Genomic DNA, 16,759 nt, shown 5'->3' on the forward strand with positions numbered 1-16,759 from the left:
TCAGCCTCCGCCAACCAACGCTTCAGTTCTCGAGCACGCATCCGGCTTCTCCACGCCCGAAGTCCTCGGGCCGTTTCTAAACCGTGCTCCCACCCCGGCTCACCGTTCGAGACGATCAACAATCAACGCGAACAGCGCCAAGAAAAAAGGCCGCCCTGTGTCCAGGGCGGCCTTCGGGCTTCACGGCGTTCGGGCGCAGTGCCCGGGGCTCAGAAGCGGCCGGTCAGCTCCACGCCCCAGGTCCGCGGCGCGCCGACGATGAAGGTCGGCAGGCCGAAGTTCAGGCCGGTGTTGCCGGCGTCGATCAGATACTCGCGATCGCCCGCGTTCTTCACGAAGGCGCCGAGGTCCCAGCGGCCATCGCCGAATTCGACACCGACGCGGACGTCGACCAGGCCATACCCGGCCTGTTCGATGCCGCGCTGGTTCTGGTCTTCGAAGAACACCTGCGAGCGCCAGTTCCAGCTCGGGCGCACGTAGGCGGCGAGACCGTCGCCCACGCCGAAGCGCCAGTCGAGGCCGGCCGAGGCCGAGTGCTCCGGCGTCAGGCGGAAGCGGTTGCCGGCCAGCGTCTGGCGGCGGCCGGCGTCGTCACGCTCGTCGAAGCTCGCATCCACGTAGCCGTAGGTGAAGAAGGCCTGCAGGCCCTCGCTGGCCCGGAGGATCAGCGAGAGCTCGCCGCCGGTGGCGCTGGCGTTGCCGCCATTCGCGGTGATGGTGCCGATGCCGTTCGGGTTGAGCACGCTGGCCTGGAAGTCGCTGTAGTCGTAGTCGAACACGGCGATGTCGTAGGTCAGCGCCTCGCCGAAGGCCGTGCCCTTGAGGCCGATCTCGTAGCTCAACACCACTTCCGCGGGGATGAAGTTCGGCGTGCCGTTGCCGCCGGTCGGGAACTCGATGACGTCCGGGCGACGGCCGCGCGAAACGCTGGCGTAGCCGTTGAGCGTGTCGCTGAAGCGGTAGGCGGCGACGACGCGACCCACGGCCGACGAGTAGGTGTCTTCGGCGAAGCGACGCGCCACCGGGCGGAACAGGATGTTCGGGATGGCGACGTTGGTCGGGGCGGCCGGCAGCACCTGGCCGAGCGGCGAGAGACCCCCAAACGTCAAGGCTTCGTAGCCCGAGCGCACGTCCTCGCGGGTGCCGCGCAGGCCGAGCGTCAGGTCGAAGCGGTCGGTGACCGACCAGGTGCCGTCGGCGAAGACATCCATTGCATCGACCTCGCCGAAGTTCGTGTACTCCTCGCGATGGCTGGCGCGCAGCGGCAGCGGCGTACCGAGCGGAATGCCCGGGATGCCCAGCGCCGGGAAGCTCGTGTAGCCGAGGAACGGGGTGAGGTTGGGGTTCAACGGGCTGACGACCGGCAGCTGGATCAGCCCGCCCGTCGCACCGGCGACACCCGCGCGCAGGGCCGGCGAGAGCAGGGCACCGAGCTGGCGCTCGTCGGTGCTGAACGGCACGCGCTGGAAGCCTTCCTCCTTGAACCAGCTGACGCCGCCGAAGCCGCGGAAGGCGCCGCCGTTGTCGTAGTTGAAGCGGAACTCGTGGCTCCACTGTTCGCCCTCGGCGTCCTCGGCGAACTCCAGCGCGTTGAGCTGCGAGCCGTCGGCGTCGAACTCTTCCAGCGAGGCGAATTCGCGCCAGCCGCTGATCGTCGACAGGCTCCACGATTCATTGATGGCGAACTGGCCCAGCACGGTGAAGCCGGTGACGTGGCGGTCGAGGCCGAGCTGCTCGCCGCGGTTCAGGTCGGCGGTGCCATCGAACAGGTCGCGGCTGCCCGCGCGCGTGGGCAGCACGTTGGTGCGGAAGGCGGTGCCCGGCGGGGTGTCGACCTGGTGGTTGAAGATCACGTCGACACGGTTCGTGTCACCGAGGTCAAGGCCGAAGGACAGGCGCAGCGCGCTGGTGTCCTTGCCGTTGAGGTGGCCGCCCGAGAGGTTCTCGACGAAGCCCTGGTTCTTCTCGTGATAGACGGCGAGACGCATCGCCAGCGATTCGGAGAGCGGGGCGTTGGCGTAGCCGCTGGCACGACGCCATTCGTCGCTGCCGAGGCCGACGGTGAAGCCGCTTTCGTAGCCCTGGAAGGCCTTCTTCTGCACCAGGTGGACGGCGCCGACCTGCGCACCGCGGCCGAACAGCGTGCCCTGCGGGCCGCGCAGCACCTCGACGCGCTCGAGGTCGAAGGGCTGCACCACGGCGCCGCGGGCACGCGAGATGGCGATGCCGTCCTGGAAGACCGAGACGCGCGGCGGCGAGAACGACGCGCCGCTGTCCGAGGTGATGCCGCGGATCACGAAGCCGGGGTTGTTCGGGCTCTGCTCCTGCACTTCGAGGCCGGGCACGAGGTTGCCGATGTCATCCATGCCGGTGATGCCGAAGCCCTCGAGGAACTCGCCGGAATAGGCGCTGATCGCGATCGGCACCTCTTGCACCTGCTGCTCGCGCTTCTGCGCCGTGACGACGATGGTGTCGATCATCGTGGCGTCGACGCTGGCCGCACCGGCGGTGGGGGCGTCCTGGGCGAACGCGGGGGCCGCGACGAGGACGAGGGCGGCGTGGATCGCCGAGGCAAGCAGGGTGGGGCGGCGCATCGAGGGGAGCTCCATGGGGTGTTGGAGACGCCAGCGTCGTCGCGAGTCGTTGCAATGCCGTTAAACGCGACAACCAGTCACGGTCCTGAAAGATGCGAAGGCTCGAATAGCGGGCTGCCTTTCCCCTTCGCTGGCTTCCCGATGCCCCCCATCAGCCGCCGTGCCGTCTTGCGCCTGCTCTCCGTGACCGCCGCTGCCGTGGTCTTGCCGCTGCAGGCCCGCCGCTTCGGGACCACGCTGCCGATCGATGCGTCCCTGTTCCCGCAGGCCGTGGCGTCGGGGGACCCTTCGGCGCGGAGTGTCGTGCTTTGGACGCGGCTCGCGCCGTCGGCGTGGGGCCGCGAGGTCGTCCTCCAAGTCGCCGAGGATCCGGGCTTCGAACGGCTTCGCGTCGAGCGCGCGTTCGCCGTCGGTGCCGCGACCGACGGTTGCCTGAAGGTGCGCGTCGACGATCTCGACCCCGGCACCGCCTGGCATTATCGATTCGTGCTCGAGGGCGAGCGCTCAGCGTCGTCGCCGGTGGGCCGGACGCTCACCACGCCGGACCGCGACGACGATCGCGACCTGCGCCTCGCGGTGCTCAGTTGCCAGGACTACAACGGCCGCTGGTACAACACCTTGCTGCCGCTGCTCGACGAACCGCTCGATGCCATCGTGCACCTCGGCGACTTCATCTACGAGACCACGGGCGATCCGTCCTTCCAGAGTGGCGACGGGCGGCGAGTGGTGTTCGACGACGCGGCCGGCGCACTCACGCTGGGCGATGGTGGGTTCCAGTCGGCGCGCAGCCTCGACAACTACCGCCAGTTGCATCGCGAGTACCGAACGGATCCGGTCCTGCAGGCGCTGCTGGCGAAGGCGCCGCTGATCGCCATCTGGGACGACCACGAATTCGCCGACGACGCCTGGGAGGACGTGGCGACCTTCCACGACGGACGTCGCGACGAGCGCGACGCCGAGCGCCGTCGGGCCTCGGAGCAGGCGTGGTTCGAGTACATGCCCGTCGACCTCGGCGGCGCGTTCGACGGGGCCGCCGCGGACGCGCGGGCGCTCCATCCGGCGACGCGCATCTGGCGCGAATTCCGCTTCGGCCGGCGCGCTTCGCTGAGCATGACCGACTACCGCAGCGCGCGTCCGGACCACCTCGTTCCCGAGGACGCGTTCCCCGGCGCCATGGCGTTCGACGAGCCGACGCTGCAGGACGCTCTTCCGCGCATCGGCGAATCCTTTGACGGGTGGCGTTCGCGGCTTCAGCCCTACATCGACATCAACACGCCCGAGTACCGGCGCTGGCGCCGACCGCTGGCCCGCGCCCTCAACAAGGCCTACGCCGGCGAAGGCCTCGCCCGTGCCGATGCGCGGGCGAAAGTCGACACGATCCTCGCCGCGCCGATCGCCTTGCCGGTCGCCAACGCCATCCTCGCGCGCCACGACGCCGCCGCGCCGTTCTTCCTCGACGCGGGTCCGATTCCGGAGTCGCCCGATCTGCCGCGCGGCCTGAGCTGGGCCGGCGTCGGCAAGTCGCGCCTGTTCGATGCCGTCGGCAGCCGCTACTTCGTGCTGGCCGAAGGCTTCAACCTGTTGGCGCGGCTTCGCGCGGCGGGCGTCGGAGGCCCCTTGGGCAGTGCCTTGGGTGAAGCGCAGGCCCAATGGCTCGCCGGCTCGGCCCAGCGTCAGAGCGACGTCGCCTGGCGCCTCGTCGGCAGCTCGGTGTCCTTCACCCCGCTCCGCCTTGATCTTCGCCGGCCCGAGGTCCAAGCCCCCGCCGGTTGGGCTCACGAGGTGCTGCTCAACGTCGACCACTGGGATGGCTTTCCCGTGGAGCGCGACGCCTGGCTCGACCACTTCGACGGCGAGGGTGCGGTCCTGCTGAGTGGCGACATCCACGCCAGCTTCGCCAGCCAGCACCGGCCGCGTGTCGTCGAGTTCACGACACCGGCGGTGTCGTCGAAGAGTCTCGGCGCCATCCTCGAACGCAACGCGGGTGGCGACGCCGCGACGCGCGAGGCGGGGGCTCGCCTCGCCGCCAACCTCGACGCCCTCCTGCTCGCCGGCTACGGCGGCTTGCGTTACGCGCAGACACGGCGCAATGGCGCGATGCTGCTGGCGATCGGTCGCGACGAATTGCGGGTCCGCTATCTTGAGCTGGAGGCGGAACGGGTCGCCGAGCGCCACTACGCGGATCCGGCGGCACTGGCGACGGCGCGGTACGAACGCCACTTCCGCGTGCGTCGCGAGGACGGGTCGCTGACGCTGCTGGCCGATCCGGACTGAGCCGCCGCGACGGCGCGGGGCCGGCATCGCCTACCATGCGGCGATGCCCACGCCCGCACCGCCATCGGACGCCGCCGGCTTCCACCAGCGCCTGCTCGAGGACACCCTCGCCGAGGTGTTTGGCGAGCTCGAGCCGGGCCTCTTCGCCAGCCTCCAGCCGCGGCTCACCACGCTCGAGCTGGCGGGCGGTACGGTGCTGATGCGCGAGGGTGAACCTTCCGATGCGCTCTACCTGGTGCTCTCGGGGCGGCTCGTCGCCGGCCGCGGTGCGGATGCGGTACTCGGCGAGATCGGCCGCGGCGAACCGATCGGCGAAATGGGGGTGATCACCGGCGCGCCGCGCACGGCCACCGTGCGCGCGCTGCGCGACAGCGTGCTGGTGCGCCTGGATGGTGCCGACTTCATCGACGTCCTCCAGCGCTGGCCACGGGCCGGGCTGCCGCTCGCGCGCAAGCTGATTGAACGCCTGTCGAGAAAGCGCGGCGGCGCGCGGCGACAGGGCTTCATCAACGTCTGCGTGCTGCCTCTGCAGGCAGCACTCGATGGCGATGCCCTCGCGTCGCGCCTGCACGCCGAGCTCTCCGCGCTATCGGCGGACGACTCGTCGGCCGGTGCGGTCGCTCTGCACGACCGTCGCAGCGTGGAAGCGGCACTCGGCTTGGATATCGAGGCCGTGGAAGCCGAGGCGCTCGGCGAGCATCGACGCCTGCTCGACTGGCTCGACCAGCAGGAAGCCGCGCATGCGCTGCAGGTGTTCGTGGCCGATGCGGCCGACACCGCCTGGACGCGCCTGTGCCTGCGTCAGGCCGACCTGGTGTTGCTGGCGACCGATGCCGATGCCGATCCCGCGCCGCAGGGCGTGGAGCTCGTTCACCTCGTTGGCGACGCGCGATGCATCGCCGCGCACCAGGCGCTGTGGCTGGTGCATCCCGACGACCGGCGACGGCCCCGCGATACCGCGGCCTGGTTGGCGGCACGCCCGCACCTCGCGGTCGATGGACTGTCGCACCTGCACCTGCGGCGTGGGCATCCCGGTGATTGGCGGCGGGTCGCGCGCATCGTCGCGGGCTGCGCCATCGGCCTCGTGCTGGCCGGTGGTGGAGCGCGCGGCTTCGCGCACGTCGGCGTGATGCAGGCGCTCGAAGAGCAGGGCATCGAATGGGATGTCGTCGGCGGCACCAGCATCGGCGCGGTGATGGGCTTCTATGCCGCCACCGGCCTTCCGGCCTCGCGCGTGCGTGCGCTGGCCGGCGAGGCGTTCCGCCGCAACCCGACCGGCGACGTCAACTGGGTGCCGGTGATGTCGCTGCTGCGTGGCCGACGCCTGAAGCGCGTCATCGACGACGCCGTCGCTGAGGCCTTCGATGGCGCGGCGGACATCGAGGACCTGTGGAAGCCGTTCTTCTGCGTGGCGTCCAACTGCTCGCGCCAGCGCGCCGACGTGCTGCGGCGTGGCCACCTGTCGGAAGCCTTGCGCGCCAGCGTGTCGATCCCGGCCGCGCTGCCGCCGGTGCTGCGCGACGGCGAGTTGCTCGTCGATGGCGGCACCTTCAACAACTACCCCGTGGACCTGATGCGCGCGGCGGGCGCGGCACGGGTGATCGGCGTCGACCTGAGCCAGGACGCCTACCGCGCGCTCGACCATGCCGAGGTGCCTTCGCCCTGGGCGTTCCTGCTTGATCGCCTGTTCCGCCGTCGCGACGGACGGCGCTACAAGGATTTCCCGAGCCTCGGCACGACGGTGGTGAACGTCGCGCTGATGGCCAGTACCTCGCACCAGAAGCGCATGCGCGAGCTCGTCGACCTTGCGTTCCAACCGGACGTCTCGGATGTTGGCCTGCTGCAGTGGCGCGCATTTGACCGCGTGGTCGCGATCGGGCTCGACCACGCACGCGCGGTGCTTGCGACGCGCGAGAACTTCAAGCGTTCTTGACCCGAAGGTCGAGACTAGTCCGCGCAACGCATTTCGTGATTCGGGAAAAGCCCGATCAGCAAACGTGACCACGATCGCAGGCCGCGCTCCCGATTTTCCGATTGCAAACGGCTGTCCGTGACGCGCGTCGAGGATCCGAACAGAAGTCGCGGCGGATGCGCTGGGAGTAGGGCCGCGCCGTACCGTCATCGCATCCGGGCCGCCGGCCCCGATCGACGAGGACGCCATGAGCATCCGCTGCCCCGAATTCGACGCCAGTACGCTGGAAGCCATGACCGGGGACGATCCCCGGCAGTTGCGCCGCTTCTATCTCATGTTCCAGGCCGTGTGCCGATGGCAGCACGAGGCACTGTGCCGCGAGGCCTCGCAAGGCCACTTCGAGGAGGCGGCCCGTTGCGCCCGGCGCCTGAAGGTTTCGTGCTTCACCGTCGGGGCCTTGGCGCTGGGCCATGCGTACAGCCACATCGAATCCGTCGCCAGCCGTTGGAACGGCGATGAGCTGCGTGCCGGCCTTGCCGACATCGAAGCGCAGTTGGAGTACACGCTCGCCAACCTCGGCGATATCGCCGTAGGCATCGCCGGGCGTGAGATGCCGGTGCCGCGCCGGGCCGCCGCCGAGGCCCGCCCATGAAGACCGCCCGCGCAGCGGTAGGGTAGCCTTGGGCGTGGGGACCATGGATCGGGGGGCGCGCATGCCGGTGATCGTGTGGGTGGTCGACGATGACGACCACCTTCGTACTCTGCTCGTCGATGTGCTGAAGGCGTTCGGCCTCGACGCCCGAGGCGCGTCCGGTGCCGACGCCTTCCTGCTGGCCTACGCGGACGTGGGGCGGGGCCACCCGCAGGTGCTGTCGATTGATTACTCGATGCCCGGCACCGACGGCATCGCCGCGCTGCGTTTGGCGAGGCGAGCGGGTTTCGACGGCCCGGCGCTGATGCTGTCTGGCGTCGTCGACCTGCCCCATGTGGTCGAAGCGATGCAGCAGGGCATGCTCACCGTGCTGCCCAAGCCGGTCGATCTCGAGGCCTATGCCCGCCAAGTTGACGAGGCCGCCGCCGTGGCCGAGCAGGAGCACCGTCGCCGCGAGGAACGGGAGCGGCAGAGCGCCCGGTTCGCCCTGTTGACCGCGCGCGAGTCGGAGGTCCTGGTGGCCCTGGGCGAGGGCCTGATGAACAAGCAGGTCGCTGATCGCTTGGGCCTCAGCATCAAGACGGTGGAGACGCATCGCCACCAACTGATGGAGAAGCTCGAACTGCATACCGCGGGTTCCCTGATGCGCTGCGCGGTCGAGTACCGGCTGCGTGCGGCGGACGAGGGGCGCGAAACCCTGCACTGATGCCGCGGTGTCCTCGGGAACGCCCGAGGCGGCGTGTCACCAGAGCAAGTCGCCCGGCACCGTGAACTGGGCGTATTGGGCGTCGTCCTCGCTGCTGCCCGCGCTCGGCGCGGTGTCGGCCGCGCTGCGGTTGTCGAGCAGGATCAGGCCAAGGAGGACGGGATCTGAAGAGCGAAAACCAGCGCTAGACTGGCCGGACCGGGAGGCCAAAATCCTGGGTCCACCCCTGGTCAATTTTCAGTGCGCAGAGGTGGTCAGTTTTCGGCGAGCGCCAACACTGGTCGGGCGCGCGCACGTGGTGTGCCCGCATTCGAACGCCACGCGCGCCAACGGCGAGGTGACGTTCACGCTGGCCTGGGGCCAGGCCCTCCTCGCCGCGGGGAGGGCTTCGCCCACGAGTGGCTAGATGCAGGCCTTCTGCGCGTCGACGCGTTCGATGATCTCGCGCAGCTCACTCGCCACTCGGCCGCGATCGAAATTCAGCGCGCTTTCCTCGCGGATGCGCCGCGCGATGCGTGCGCCATGCCAGAGCCCGAGGGTCAGGCAGCCGGTCTTCACTGTGTCGAGGCGCGCCCACAGGGCGCCCGCCGAAGGCAGGTCGTCGACATCATCGTGCAACTGCTTGACCTGCGTAGTCAGCGAGCCCAGGTAGAGCGCGAGGCGTTCATTGGCGATACGCAGGCGCTTGAGTGTCGACTCGGGGGCCTCGGCGTTGTTGGTTCCGGCTAAGTGCAAAAAGTGGTTGACCGCCTGATTGGCTGCGAGAGCGGGTCGTCGCCTTGTTCTGTGCAATATCTGGTTGACGCCCGGTTTTGCGATGCTATTCTCTATCGTGCAAAAAGCGGTTGGAGAAGAGCATGGCAGAGGGCAATGGATCTGGCTTGTCACTGGCGGCGGAGTGCTGGAAGAACGCCGAAGACCTTTGGGGCCACTTCAGGCACACGGACTTCGGCAAGATCATCCTGCCGTTCACGCTGCTGCGCCGCCTTGAATGTGTTTTGGAGAGGTCCCGCGAAGCCGTCGCAGCGGCACATGCCGAGCACAAGGACAGCGGGATCGATCTCGACCTGATCCTGCGGCAGGTCTCCGGCTACCCGTTCTACAACACTTCGAGTTACGCCCTGGCAACGCTGGGCAGCACGAAGACGCGGCAGAACCTGCAGGACTACGTGGCGCGGTTTTCGGACAACGCTCGCATCATCTTCGAGCAGTTCGACTTCACGAACACCCTCATCCGATTGGACAAGGCGGGTTTGCTCTACAAGATCTGCAACAACTTCGCCGGCATCGACCTGCACCCCGATCAGGTTCCCGACCGGGAGATGAGCAACCTCTACGAGCACCTGATCCGGCGCTTCGGCGCGGAGGTGAACGAGGGTGCCGAAGACTTCATGACGCCTCGCGACGTGGTGCATCTCGCGACCACGCTGTTGCTCGATCCTGACGACGAACTGTTTGAGGCGAACCCGGGCCTGATCCGAACGCTGTATGACCCCACCTGTGGCACGGGCGGCTTCCTCTCAGACGCCATGAGCCACGTGGCCGACTACGGCAGCCGTTTCAAGGTGCCGCCGGTTCTTGTGCCGCACGGGCAGGAACTGGAGCCCGAAACTCACGCGGTCTGCCTGGCCGGCATGCTGCTGCGCACCTTGGCCTCCGATCCCGGCCGTGATTTGTCCCGGAACATCAAGGGGCCCTACAGCACCCTGTCGCGGGACGCTTTCGCCGGCGAGCGTTTCCACTATTGCCTGGCCAATCCGCCGTTCGGCAAGAAGTGGGAGAAAGACCAGAAAGCCGTCGAGGACGAGCACAAGGAGCTGGGCTACGCCGGCCGATTCGGCCCGGGCCTGCCCCGCATCAACGACGGTTCGATGCTGTTCCTGTTGCACTTGGCCAGCAAGCTGGAGCTGCCTGAGAAGGGCGGCGGCCGTGCCGCGATCGTTCTATCAGGCTCGCCGCTGTTCAACGGCGGCGCGGGTGCGGGCGAGTCGGAGATCCGGCGCTGGCTTCTGGAGAACGACCGGGTCGAGGCAATCATCGCCCTGCCCACGGAGATCTTCTTCCGCACCGGTATCGGCACCTACCTCTGGATTCTGTCAAACAAGAAGCCCTCGCATCGCCGGAACCGGGTGCAGCTGATCAATGCCACCGGTCTGTGGACCTCGATGAAGAACGAGGGCAACAAGCGCCACAAGATCAGTGATGAGCAGCAGCGCCAGATCGCCGATCTTTACGCTGCCGCCGAAAGCGGCGAGCTCAGCCGCATGCTGGACTACCGGACCTTCGGTTACCGCCGTATTCGCGTCCTGCGCCCGCTGCGCATGCGCCTGCACATCACGCGCGACAACCTGGCCACGCTGTGCAACGAAAAAGCCTGGGCCAAGCTGACGCCTGAGCAGCAGTCTGGCTGGCAGATGGCCTTGGCCGCACATATGGACGAGGAGCAGCCGGTGGCTTGGGCGGAAACCTTCATTGCGCAGGCCATCCGTGGAGATGCCACGCTTGGCAAGGTGGGCAAGCCCTTCCTCAAGGCCTTGGTCAATGCCTTGGGTGTACGCGATCCTGAGGGTGACGAGGTGACTGACGCCGACGGTAATCCCGTCGCGGACAGCGAGCTGACCGACTACGAGAACGTGCCGCTGACCGAGGACGTGCGCGACTACCTCGCCCGCGAGGTGCTGCCGCATGTGCCAGACGCCTGGCTGGACGAAACGTTCCGCGACGACAAGGACGGCGAGATCGGCCGGGTCGGCTACGAGATCAACTTCAACCGCTACTTCTACAAGTACCAGCCGCCGCGCCCACTGGCAGACATCGACGCCGAGCTGAAGCAGGTCGAGGCCGAGATCGCAGCACTGCTGGGTGAGGTGACAGAGTGACGGACTATCTCGGCCTCCTGAATGCGTTGGATGAGAATGAGCGGCTTGAAGCCAAGCGCGGGACCGAGATTGGCCCGTCGGTGCTCGAAACCATCTGCGCCTTCGCCAACGAACCGGGACTGCAGGGCGGCACCCTTTTGCTGGGCATTGCGCGGGACGAGTCGGACCTGTTTTCGCCCTACGTTGTTGAAGGCGTCACGCATCCGGACCACCTCGGTGCCTCGTTGGCGACGCAGTGCCGCGAGCAGTTCAATGTTCCGGTCCGAGTTCAAATTGCCACCGAACAAATCAGCGGGAAGACCGTGCTGGTGGCTACCGTCCCCGAGGCGCAGCCAGGCGATAAACCCGTCTTCATCAAGTCGCGCGGCCTGCCGAAGGGCGCGTACCGCCGCATCGGCAGCACCGACCAGCAGTGCACTGAGGACGACCTCCAAGCGCTCTACCAGGGCCGCCAGGTCGAGAGCTTCGATTACACGGTATTGCCGGACACCTCGATGGCAGACCTCTCGCCGGACGCCATCGCCGACTACCGTCGTGTTCGTGCCGAAGCCAATGCCGACGCCGAGGAGTTGCGTTGGAGTGATGAGGAGCTCGTCGAGTCGCTGGGGTGTGCCCGTCGTCAGGGCGGCGTACTGACCCCCACCGTGGCCGGACTGCTGCTGTTCGGCAAGACGCAGGCGCTGCGCCGCATCTACCCGATGACGCGCGTCGACTACGTGCGAGTGCCCGGCAAGGAATGGATCCCGGACCCGGATCGGCGCTTCGATTCCATCGAGATCCGCGATGCCTTATTCCGCACCATCCGGCGCGCACTCGCCGCGGTGCTTGATGATCTGCCCAAAGCGTTCGGCCTGGCCGAGGGCGACCCGCAGCGCACCGATCGGCCTCTGATCCCGCAGCGTGTCCTGCGCGAGGGCATCGTCAACGCAGTGATGCATCGCAGCTATCGCAGCCATGCACCGATCCAGATCATCCGCTACTCGAATCGGCTGGAGATCCACAACCCCGGCCACTCGCTGAAATCTCCCGAGCACCTCGGCGAGCCTGGCTCAGTGCCTCGTAATCCGAGGATCGCCGCTGTGCTCCTGGACACGCGATTCGCCGAGACCAAAGGCAGCGGCATCCGGGTGATGCGCGAAATGATGACCCAGGCCGGATTGGAGCCGCCGCTGTTCGAATCCGTCCGCAGCGACGACAAGTTTGTTGCCCGCTACTACTTCCAGCACTTCTTGAGCGAGGAGGCCATCCGTTGGCTCAGCCGCTTCCGAGAGCTGGCGCTCTCCGACGAGGAGGCCCGGGCGCTGGTCGCCGTGCGCGAGCAGGGGGCGATCGACAATGCGATGTACCGCGAGCTGAACCGCGTCGACACGCTGGGCGCGAGCCAAGCCCTGCGGCGGCTGCGGGATGCCGGGCTGCTGGAGCAGAAAGGCCGCGGGGCCAGCACCTACTACGTGCCTACCGAGTGGCTGCTGGGCAGCGTGGACGACGAGGCCGACCCGGTCGACGACGCGGCGCAGTCTAGTAACCCCGCGGCCTTGTCTAGCCAGCTCGGCGGCTTACCTAGCAACCCCACTGCCTTGTCTAGCAACCCCCATTGGCAGGCCCTGCCGCCCGACCTGCAGGCCTTGGTGGCTGGCTTGGGGCAACGGGCTTCGCCCGATCGCGTGCGCGAGGCCCTGATCCAGCTCTGCCGGCACCGGCCTTGGCAGGCCGCGGAACTGGCCGGCCTGTTCAATCGGAACCCCGATTACCTGGGCACCCAGTACTTGCGACCCCTGGTGAGTGCCGGCGTGTTGGCCTACACCCGTCCCGACGCGCCAAACAATCCGCATCAGGCTTACCGAGCGGTCGATGGCGAGGGCAGCGCGTCATGAGCCTATATAGCCCCATACGTAGCGAATGAGCCAAGACTTCGAGGTCGCAATCTCCGCTCTACCACTCGCGGACACCCAGTAAGAGGCAGCATGGCCGCAACCAACTTCAAGACAGAGAACAACACGTTCCGGAAGCTCATCGGCAACGGGTTGACGTACCGCATCCCGAGATTCCAGCGCGACTACAGCTGGACGCAAGAGAAGTGGGAAGACCTCTGGGCTGACATCCAGGGAACGCTCCGGGCGGACGGCGAGACCGCTCACTATATGGGCTATCTCGTGCTGCAGTCTGCTGACGACAAGTCGTTCGACGTGATCGACGGCCAGCAGCGACTGACGACCATCAGTCTGATCGTCCTCGCTATCCTCAAGAATCTCCAGCGTTTGATCGATGCTGGCAACGAGCCAGAGGCGAACACCCGCCGACGCGAACAGATCCGCCAGACCTATGTCGGCTACTTGGATCCCGTCACGCTTGTCGCCCGGCCAAAGCTGACGCTCAACCGCAACAACAACCATTACTTCCAGACCTATCTCGTTCCGCTGGGGCATCTTCCCCAGCGTGGATTCCGCGCGTCCGAGCACGCGCTTCGCAAGGCTTTCGAGTGGTTTGATCGGCGGGTGGCGGAGTTCCTGCGGGCGAGCACCGGCGAGGAGGGGATGCGCCTTGCCAAGCTCGTGGAGGACATCAGCGACCGTCTCTTCTTTACGGTCATTACCGTCACGGACGAACTCAACGCTTACAAGGTGTTTGAAACCCTGAACGCGCGTGGTGTCCGCCTCTCGGCGACTGATCTCTTGAAGAACTACCTGTTCTCGGTGCTCGACCGGGGCGGTGAGGCTGATCACGAGCTGCGCGCCCTCGAGGATCGCTGGGAATCCATCGTCGGGCGGCTTCAGTCGGAGAATTTCCCCGATTTCCTTCGCGTTCACTGGAACAGCCGCCGCAGCTTTGCTCGGCAGGCAGACCTGTTCAAGACCATTCGTGCGCAGGTGGGAACGCCGGAAGCGGTGTTCCAGCTTCTGCGCGACATGGAAGAGGATCTTGATACCTATCTCGCCCTTTCGTCGCCCGAAGTTTCGGACTGGTCCCCGGAGGACAAGCAGCTAGCCGGCGTCCTCAAGACCTTCCGGGTTCGTCAGCCCTATCCGCTGCTGCTCGCGGGCAAGCGCATCTTCGACGCACCGGATTTCACGGGTCTGCTGCGGGCGACGATGGTGATCTCGATGCGTTTCAACGTGATCGGGTCACAAAGCACGGCCGAGCAGGAGCGCAAGTACAACGAAGTCGCCGAGCGTGTCGCCAAGCGCGAGCTAGATCGGCTCGGCGCTTCGCTCCCCCTGCTGCGGAGCATCTATCCTGACGATGCTGCGTTCCGGACAGCGTTCGCCGAGAAGACCATCCGCACTACGGACTCCCGAAACAACCGTGTCGTCCGCCTCATCCTCTGCGCCATCGAGAAGCACCTGTCTGGTCATGCCCATGATTTCGCCAGTGATGCGTTCAACATCGAGCATGTTCTGCCGCAGAACGCGCCGGACAACTGGGGTGGTATCGGCAACGACGATGCGGAAGCGCTGGTATATCGGTTGGGCAACATGACATTGATGCAGGCCGGCACGAATCGTGATGCGGGCAACGCCGAGTTCGCACAGAAACGGGATTCCTACCGAGCCAGCGGCTTTGCGATCACCCGGAAGATCGGGGAAGAGAACGCCGAGTGGACGCCTGAGCGCATTGCCGCGCACCAGAACTGGATGGCCTCACAGGCGACCGCCATCTGGCGTATCGCGCAACTAAGCTGAGGCGCATATGAGCCACTACAAGCGTTACACGGCCTACAAGGAATCGGGTGTCGAGTGGATTGGACATGTGCCGGAGCACTGGACCGTCTGCAAGCTCAACTTTCGCTTCTCGGTCGAGTTGGGGAAGATGCTCGACCAGAAGCGCATCTCAGGTGTGCACCTCGTCCCGTACCTCCGCAACCAGGATGTCCAGTGGGAGTCGATCAATTCGACCGACCTTCCAGCGATGGACATTGCGCCAGACGAATACGAGCGATACACGGCAATTGCTGGGGATCTCCTTGTCTGCGAGGGGGGAGACGTGGGGCGCGCAGCGATCTGGCAGGGCGAGCCGATCGGCTATCAGAAGGCGCTCCATCGGTTGCGGCCTCGTAGAGACGACCAACCGCAGTTCATGCTCGCATCGCTTATTGCGGCCAAGACCATGGGCGTGTTCGCGGAGAACGATTCCAAGGCAACGATTTCTCACTTGCCCGCCGAAGCATTTCGCAACTATCGATTTCCCTTCCCGCCGCCCTCCGAGCAATCAGCCATTTGCTCGGCTTTTGCTCGCGAAACTGCCCGCATCGACGCGCTGATCGCGAAGAAAACGGGCTTCCTAGAACTGCTGAAAGAAAAGCGCCAAGCGCTCATCACCCATGCAGTTACCAAGGGCCTTGACCCGAACGTCAGGATGAAGGATTCCGGCGTGGCGTGGATTGGGGCCGTGCCGGAGCATTGGGAAGTTTCCAAGCTTGCGTATACGACACGGGAAGCCGGTGGAAAAACCCCCGACACCAAGAATGAAGCGTACTGGGGTGGTGATGTTCCTTGGGTCTCGCCGAAAGACATGAAGCAATCAGAGATCATCGGTGCCATCGACACGATCTCAGATACAGCGGTGAAGGAATGTGGAATGAGGTTGTTCGCACCAGGAGCGATTCTGGCGGTCGTGCGCGGCATGATCCTCGCGCATTCCTTTCCCGTGGCGACGCTGGCAATCCCAGCAACCATTAATCAGGACATGAAGGCGCTGGAGCCGGATACCCGTATCAGGGCGAACTACCTGCGGCTAATTCTAGAAGCCGCCAAGGACTACGTTGTTTCGGTTCTTGTTGCTGAAGCAGCGCACGGGACCCGGGTTCTTAGAACAGATGTCTGGCGGCAACTGCCCGCTCTCATCCCGCCACTCGATGAGCAAGACGCGATTCTCGCCGAGTTGGATCGAATCACTGCTAGGCACGAAAAGCTTACGGACAGGGTTAAGGAAAGCATCGCCCTCCTCAAAGAACGCCGCTCCGCCCTCATCACCGCTGCCGTCACCGGCCAGATTGATCTCCGCGAGGACGCCGCATGAACCGAGCGCCCACGCTTGGCGATGCCGACCTCGAACGACTGGCCGCCTTCCTCGCCTCCGAGTCCTCGCCAGCAAACGCGATGAACCTCGCGCAGCTCGAAGGCTTCCTCACCGCCATCGTGATCGGCCCCAACGTCGTGCCGCCGTCGGCGTGGTTGCCGTGGCTGTGGGACGCCGAGAACGGCGAGGACGCGCCGACCTTCGAGAGCATGGCCCAGGCGCAAGAGGTGCTGGGCTTGGTTATGGGCTTCATGAACCGCATCGCTGAAGCCTTTCTGCACAACCCGGCCGCGTTCCAGCCCGCTTATCTACGCGATCCTCGTTGGTCGGCCCAGGAGTGGTGCGCCGGCTTCCTGCAGGCCACCCAGACCTTCGACGCCGAGGCGTGGACGCGGCTCTGGGCCGCGGATGCCGTACGACACCTGCCGGGTGCCGACCATGCGGGCTGGGTGACGCCCTTCATCCGTCTGGGCGACGACGATGGCCGGGCCGTCACGCAGCGTCTGGGTGACGCCCAGCGCTGGGTCGACGCGCTGGTGCCCACGCTCGTGGCCCTTCATGGCCATTGGTTGGCAGAGCGCCGGCCTGCGATGGCGTCAGCCCCGCGCGGCCCGCAGCGCCGCGAGGCGCCCAAGGTGGGCCGCAACGACCCGTGCCCTTGCGGCTCGGGGCAGAAGTTCAAGAAATGCTGCGGCCTCGCGCCGACGCTGCACTGACAGGAGCCTT

The 16,759-nt window shown here is 66.4% G+C and carries 12 protein-coding genes; 9 read left to right on the forward strand and 3 right to left on the reverse strand.

All coding sequences use genetic code 11. The features are described from left to right. Positions 1-209 precede the first annotated feature (209 nt). Positions 210-2,594: a TonB-dependent receptor gene (locus O9255_RS00005; RefSeq protein WP_297864777.1), complete on the reverse strand. Its 2,385-nt coding sequence runs from the start codon at positions 2,592-2,594 to the stop codon at positions 210-212. A 141-nt stretch (positions 2,595-2,735) separates the two neighbouring features. On the opposite strand from O9255_RS00005, the gene O9255_RS00010 reads away from it, so the two are divergent. The 4 genes from O9255_RS00010 to O9255_RS00025 all read left to right on the forward strand — a co-directional run bounded on the left by O9255_RS00010 (position 2,736) and on the right by O9255_RS00025 (position 8,138). Then, positions 2,736-4,868, forward strand: coding sequence for an alkaline phosphatase D family protein (locus O9255_RS00010; RefSeq protein WP_297864778.1), 2,133 nt, complete (start codon positions 2,736-2,738; stop codon positions 4,866-4,868). A 43-nt stretch (positions 4,869-4,911) separates the two neighbouring features. Then, on the forward strand, positions 4,912-6,801 hold the full coding sequence (locus O9255_RS00015) for a patatin-like phospholipase family protein (protein WP_297864779.1): 1,890 nt from the start codon (positions 4,912-4,914) through the stop codon (positions 6,799-6,801). A 226-nt stretch (positions 6,802-7,027) separates the two neighbouring features. Next, the gene (locus O9255_RS00020) at positions 7,028-7,432 is read left to right on the forward strand and encodes a hypothetical protein (protein WP_297864780.1); all 405 of its coding nucleotides are present in this window, start codon (positions 7,028-7,030) and stop codon (positions 7,430-7,432) included. 61 nt (positions 7,433-7,493) lie between these two features. Next, entirely contained in the window at positions 7,494-8,138 is a 645-nt protein-coding gene (locus tag O9255_RS00025; RefSeq protein ID WP_297864781.1) for a response regulator transcription factor, read from the forward strand. A gap of 36 nt (positions 8,139-8,174) precedes the next feature. Here O9255_RS00025 and O9255_RS00030 read toward each other — a convergent pair whose 3' ends face one another. Continuing rightward, on the reverse strand, positions 8,175-8,348 hold the full coding sequence (locus O9255_RS00030) for a hypothetical protein (protein WP_297864782.1): 174 nt from the start codon (positions 8,346-8,348) through the stop codon (positions 8,175-8,177). Between the two features lie 192 nt (positions 8,349-8,540). Continuing rightward, a complete protein-coding gene (locus O9255_RS00035) occupies positions 8,541-8,873 on the reverse strand; it encodes a hypothetical protein (RefSeq protein ID WP_297864783.1) in 333 nt (110 codons plus the stop codon). A 122-nt stretch (positions 8,874-8,995) separates the two neighbouring features. Here O9255_RS00035 and O9255_RS00040 point away from each other — a divergent pair, with 122 nt between their 5' ends. From O9255_RS00040 to O9255_RS00060, 5 genes are all read left to right on the forward strand, one after another. Next, the gene (locus tag O9255_RS00040) at positions 8,996-11,017 is read left to right on the forward strand and encodes a class I SAM-dependent DNA methyltransferase (RefSeq protein WP_297864784.1); all 2,022 of its coding nucleotides are present in this window, start codon (positions 8,996-8,998) and stop codon (positions 11,015-11,017) included. Next, a complete protein-coding gene (locus tag O9255_RS00045; RefSeq protein WP_297864785.1) occupies positions 11,014-12,891 on the forward strand; it encodes an ATP-binding protein in 1,878 nt (625 codons plus the stop codon). The genes O9255_RS00040 and O9255_RS00045 overlap by 4 nt, the downstream gene beginning before the upstream one ends. A 90-nt stretch (positions 12,892-12,981) precedes the next feature. Further along, positions 12,982-14,697 (forward strand): DUF262 domain-containing HNH endonuclease family protein, encoded by a 1,716-nt coding sequence (locus O9255_RS00050; RefSeq protein ID WP_297864786.1) that lies wholly within the window; start codon positions 12,982-12,984, stop codon positions 14,695-14,697. A gap of 7 nt (positions 14,698-14,704) precedes the next feature. Then, positions 14,705-16,033, forward strand: coding sequence for a restriction endonuclease subunit S (locus O9255_RS00055; protein WP_297864787.1), 1,329 nt, complete (start codon positions 14,705-14,707; stop codon positions 16,031-16,033). After that, positions 16,030-16,749 carry a UPF0149 family protein gene (locus O9255_RS00060; RefSeq protein ID WP_297864788.1) on the forward strand — a complete coding sequence of 240 codons (720 nt, stop codon included), beginning with the start codon at positions 16,030-16,032 and terminating at the stop codon, positions 16,747-16,749. Before O9255_RS00055 ends, O9255_RS00060 begins: the two co-directional genes overlap by 4 nt. The last annotated feature ends 10 nt before the right edge of the window (positions 16,750-16,759 follow it).

Origin of the sequence: Silanimonas sp. (assembly GCF_027530345.1) — a bacterium.
In the GTDB taxonomy this organism is placed as follows: domain Bacteria; phylum Pseudomonadota; class Gammaproteobacteria; order Xanthomonadales; family Xanthomonadaceae; genus Silanimonas.

What these genes read in the sequence shown, in the direction of transcription:
- O9255_RS00005 (WP_297864777.1), bottom strand. Translation starts at nt 2,594, where the DNA reads ATGCGCCGCCCCACCCTGCTTGCCTCGGCGATCCACGCCGCCCTCGTC.
- O9255_RS00010 (WP_297864778.1), top strand. Translation starts at nt 2,736, where the DNA reads ATGCCCCCCATCAGCCGCCGTGCCGTCTTGCGCCTGCTCTCCGTGACC.
- O9255_RS00015 (WP_297864779.1), top strand. Translation starts at nt 4,912, where the DNA reads ATGCCCACGCCCGCACCGCCATCGGACGCCGCCGGCTTCCACCAGCGC.
- O9255_RS00020 (WP_297864780.1), top strand. Translation starts at nt 7,028, where the DNA reads ATGAGCATCCGCTGCCCCGAATTCGACGCCAGTACGCTGGAAGCCATG.
- O9255_RS00025 (WP_297864781.1), top strand. Translation starts at nt 7,494, where the DNA reads ATGCCGGTGATCGTGTGGGTGGTCGACGATGACGACCACCTTCGTACT.
- O9255_RS00040 (WP_297864784.1), top strand. Translation starts at nt 8,996, where the DNA reads ATGGCAGAGGGCAATGGATCTGGCTTGTCACTGGCGGCGGAGTGCTGG.
- O9255_RS00050 (WP_297864786.1), top strand. Translation starts at nt 12,982, where the DNA reads ATGGCCGCAACCAACTTCAAGACAGAGAACAACACGTTCCGGAAGCTC.
- O9255_RS00055 (WP_297864787.1), top strand. Translation starts at nt 14,705, where the DNA reads ATGAGCCACTACAAGCGTTACACGGCCTACAAGGAATCGGGTGTCGAG.
- O9255_RS00060 (WP_297864788.1), top strand. Translation starts at nt 16,030, where the DNA reads ATGAACCGAGCGCCCACGCTTGGCGATGCCGACCTCGAACGACTGGCC.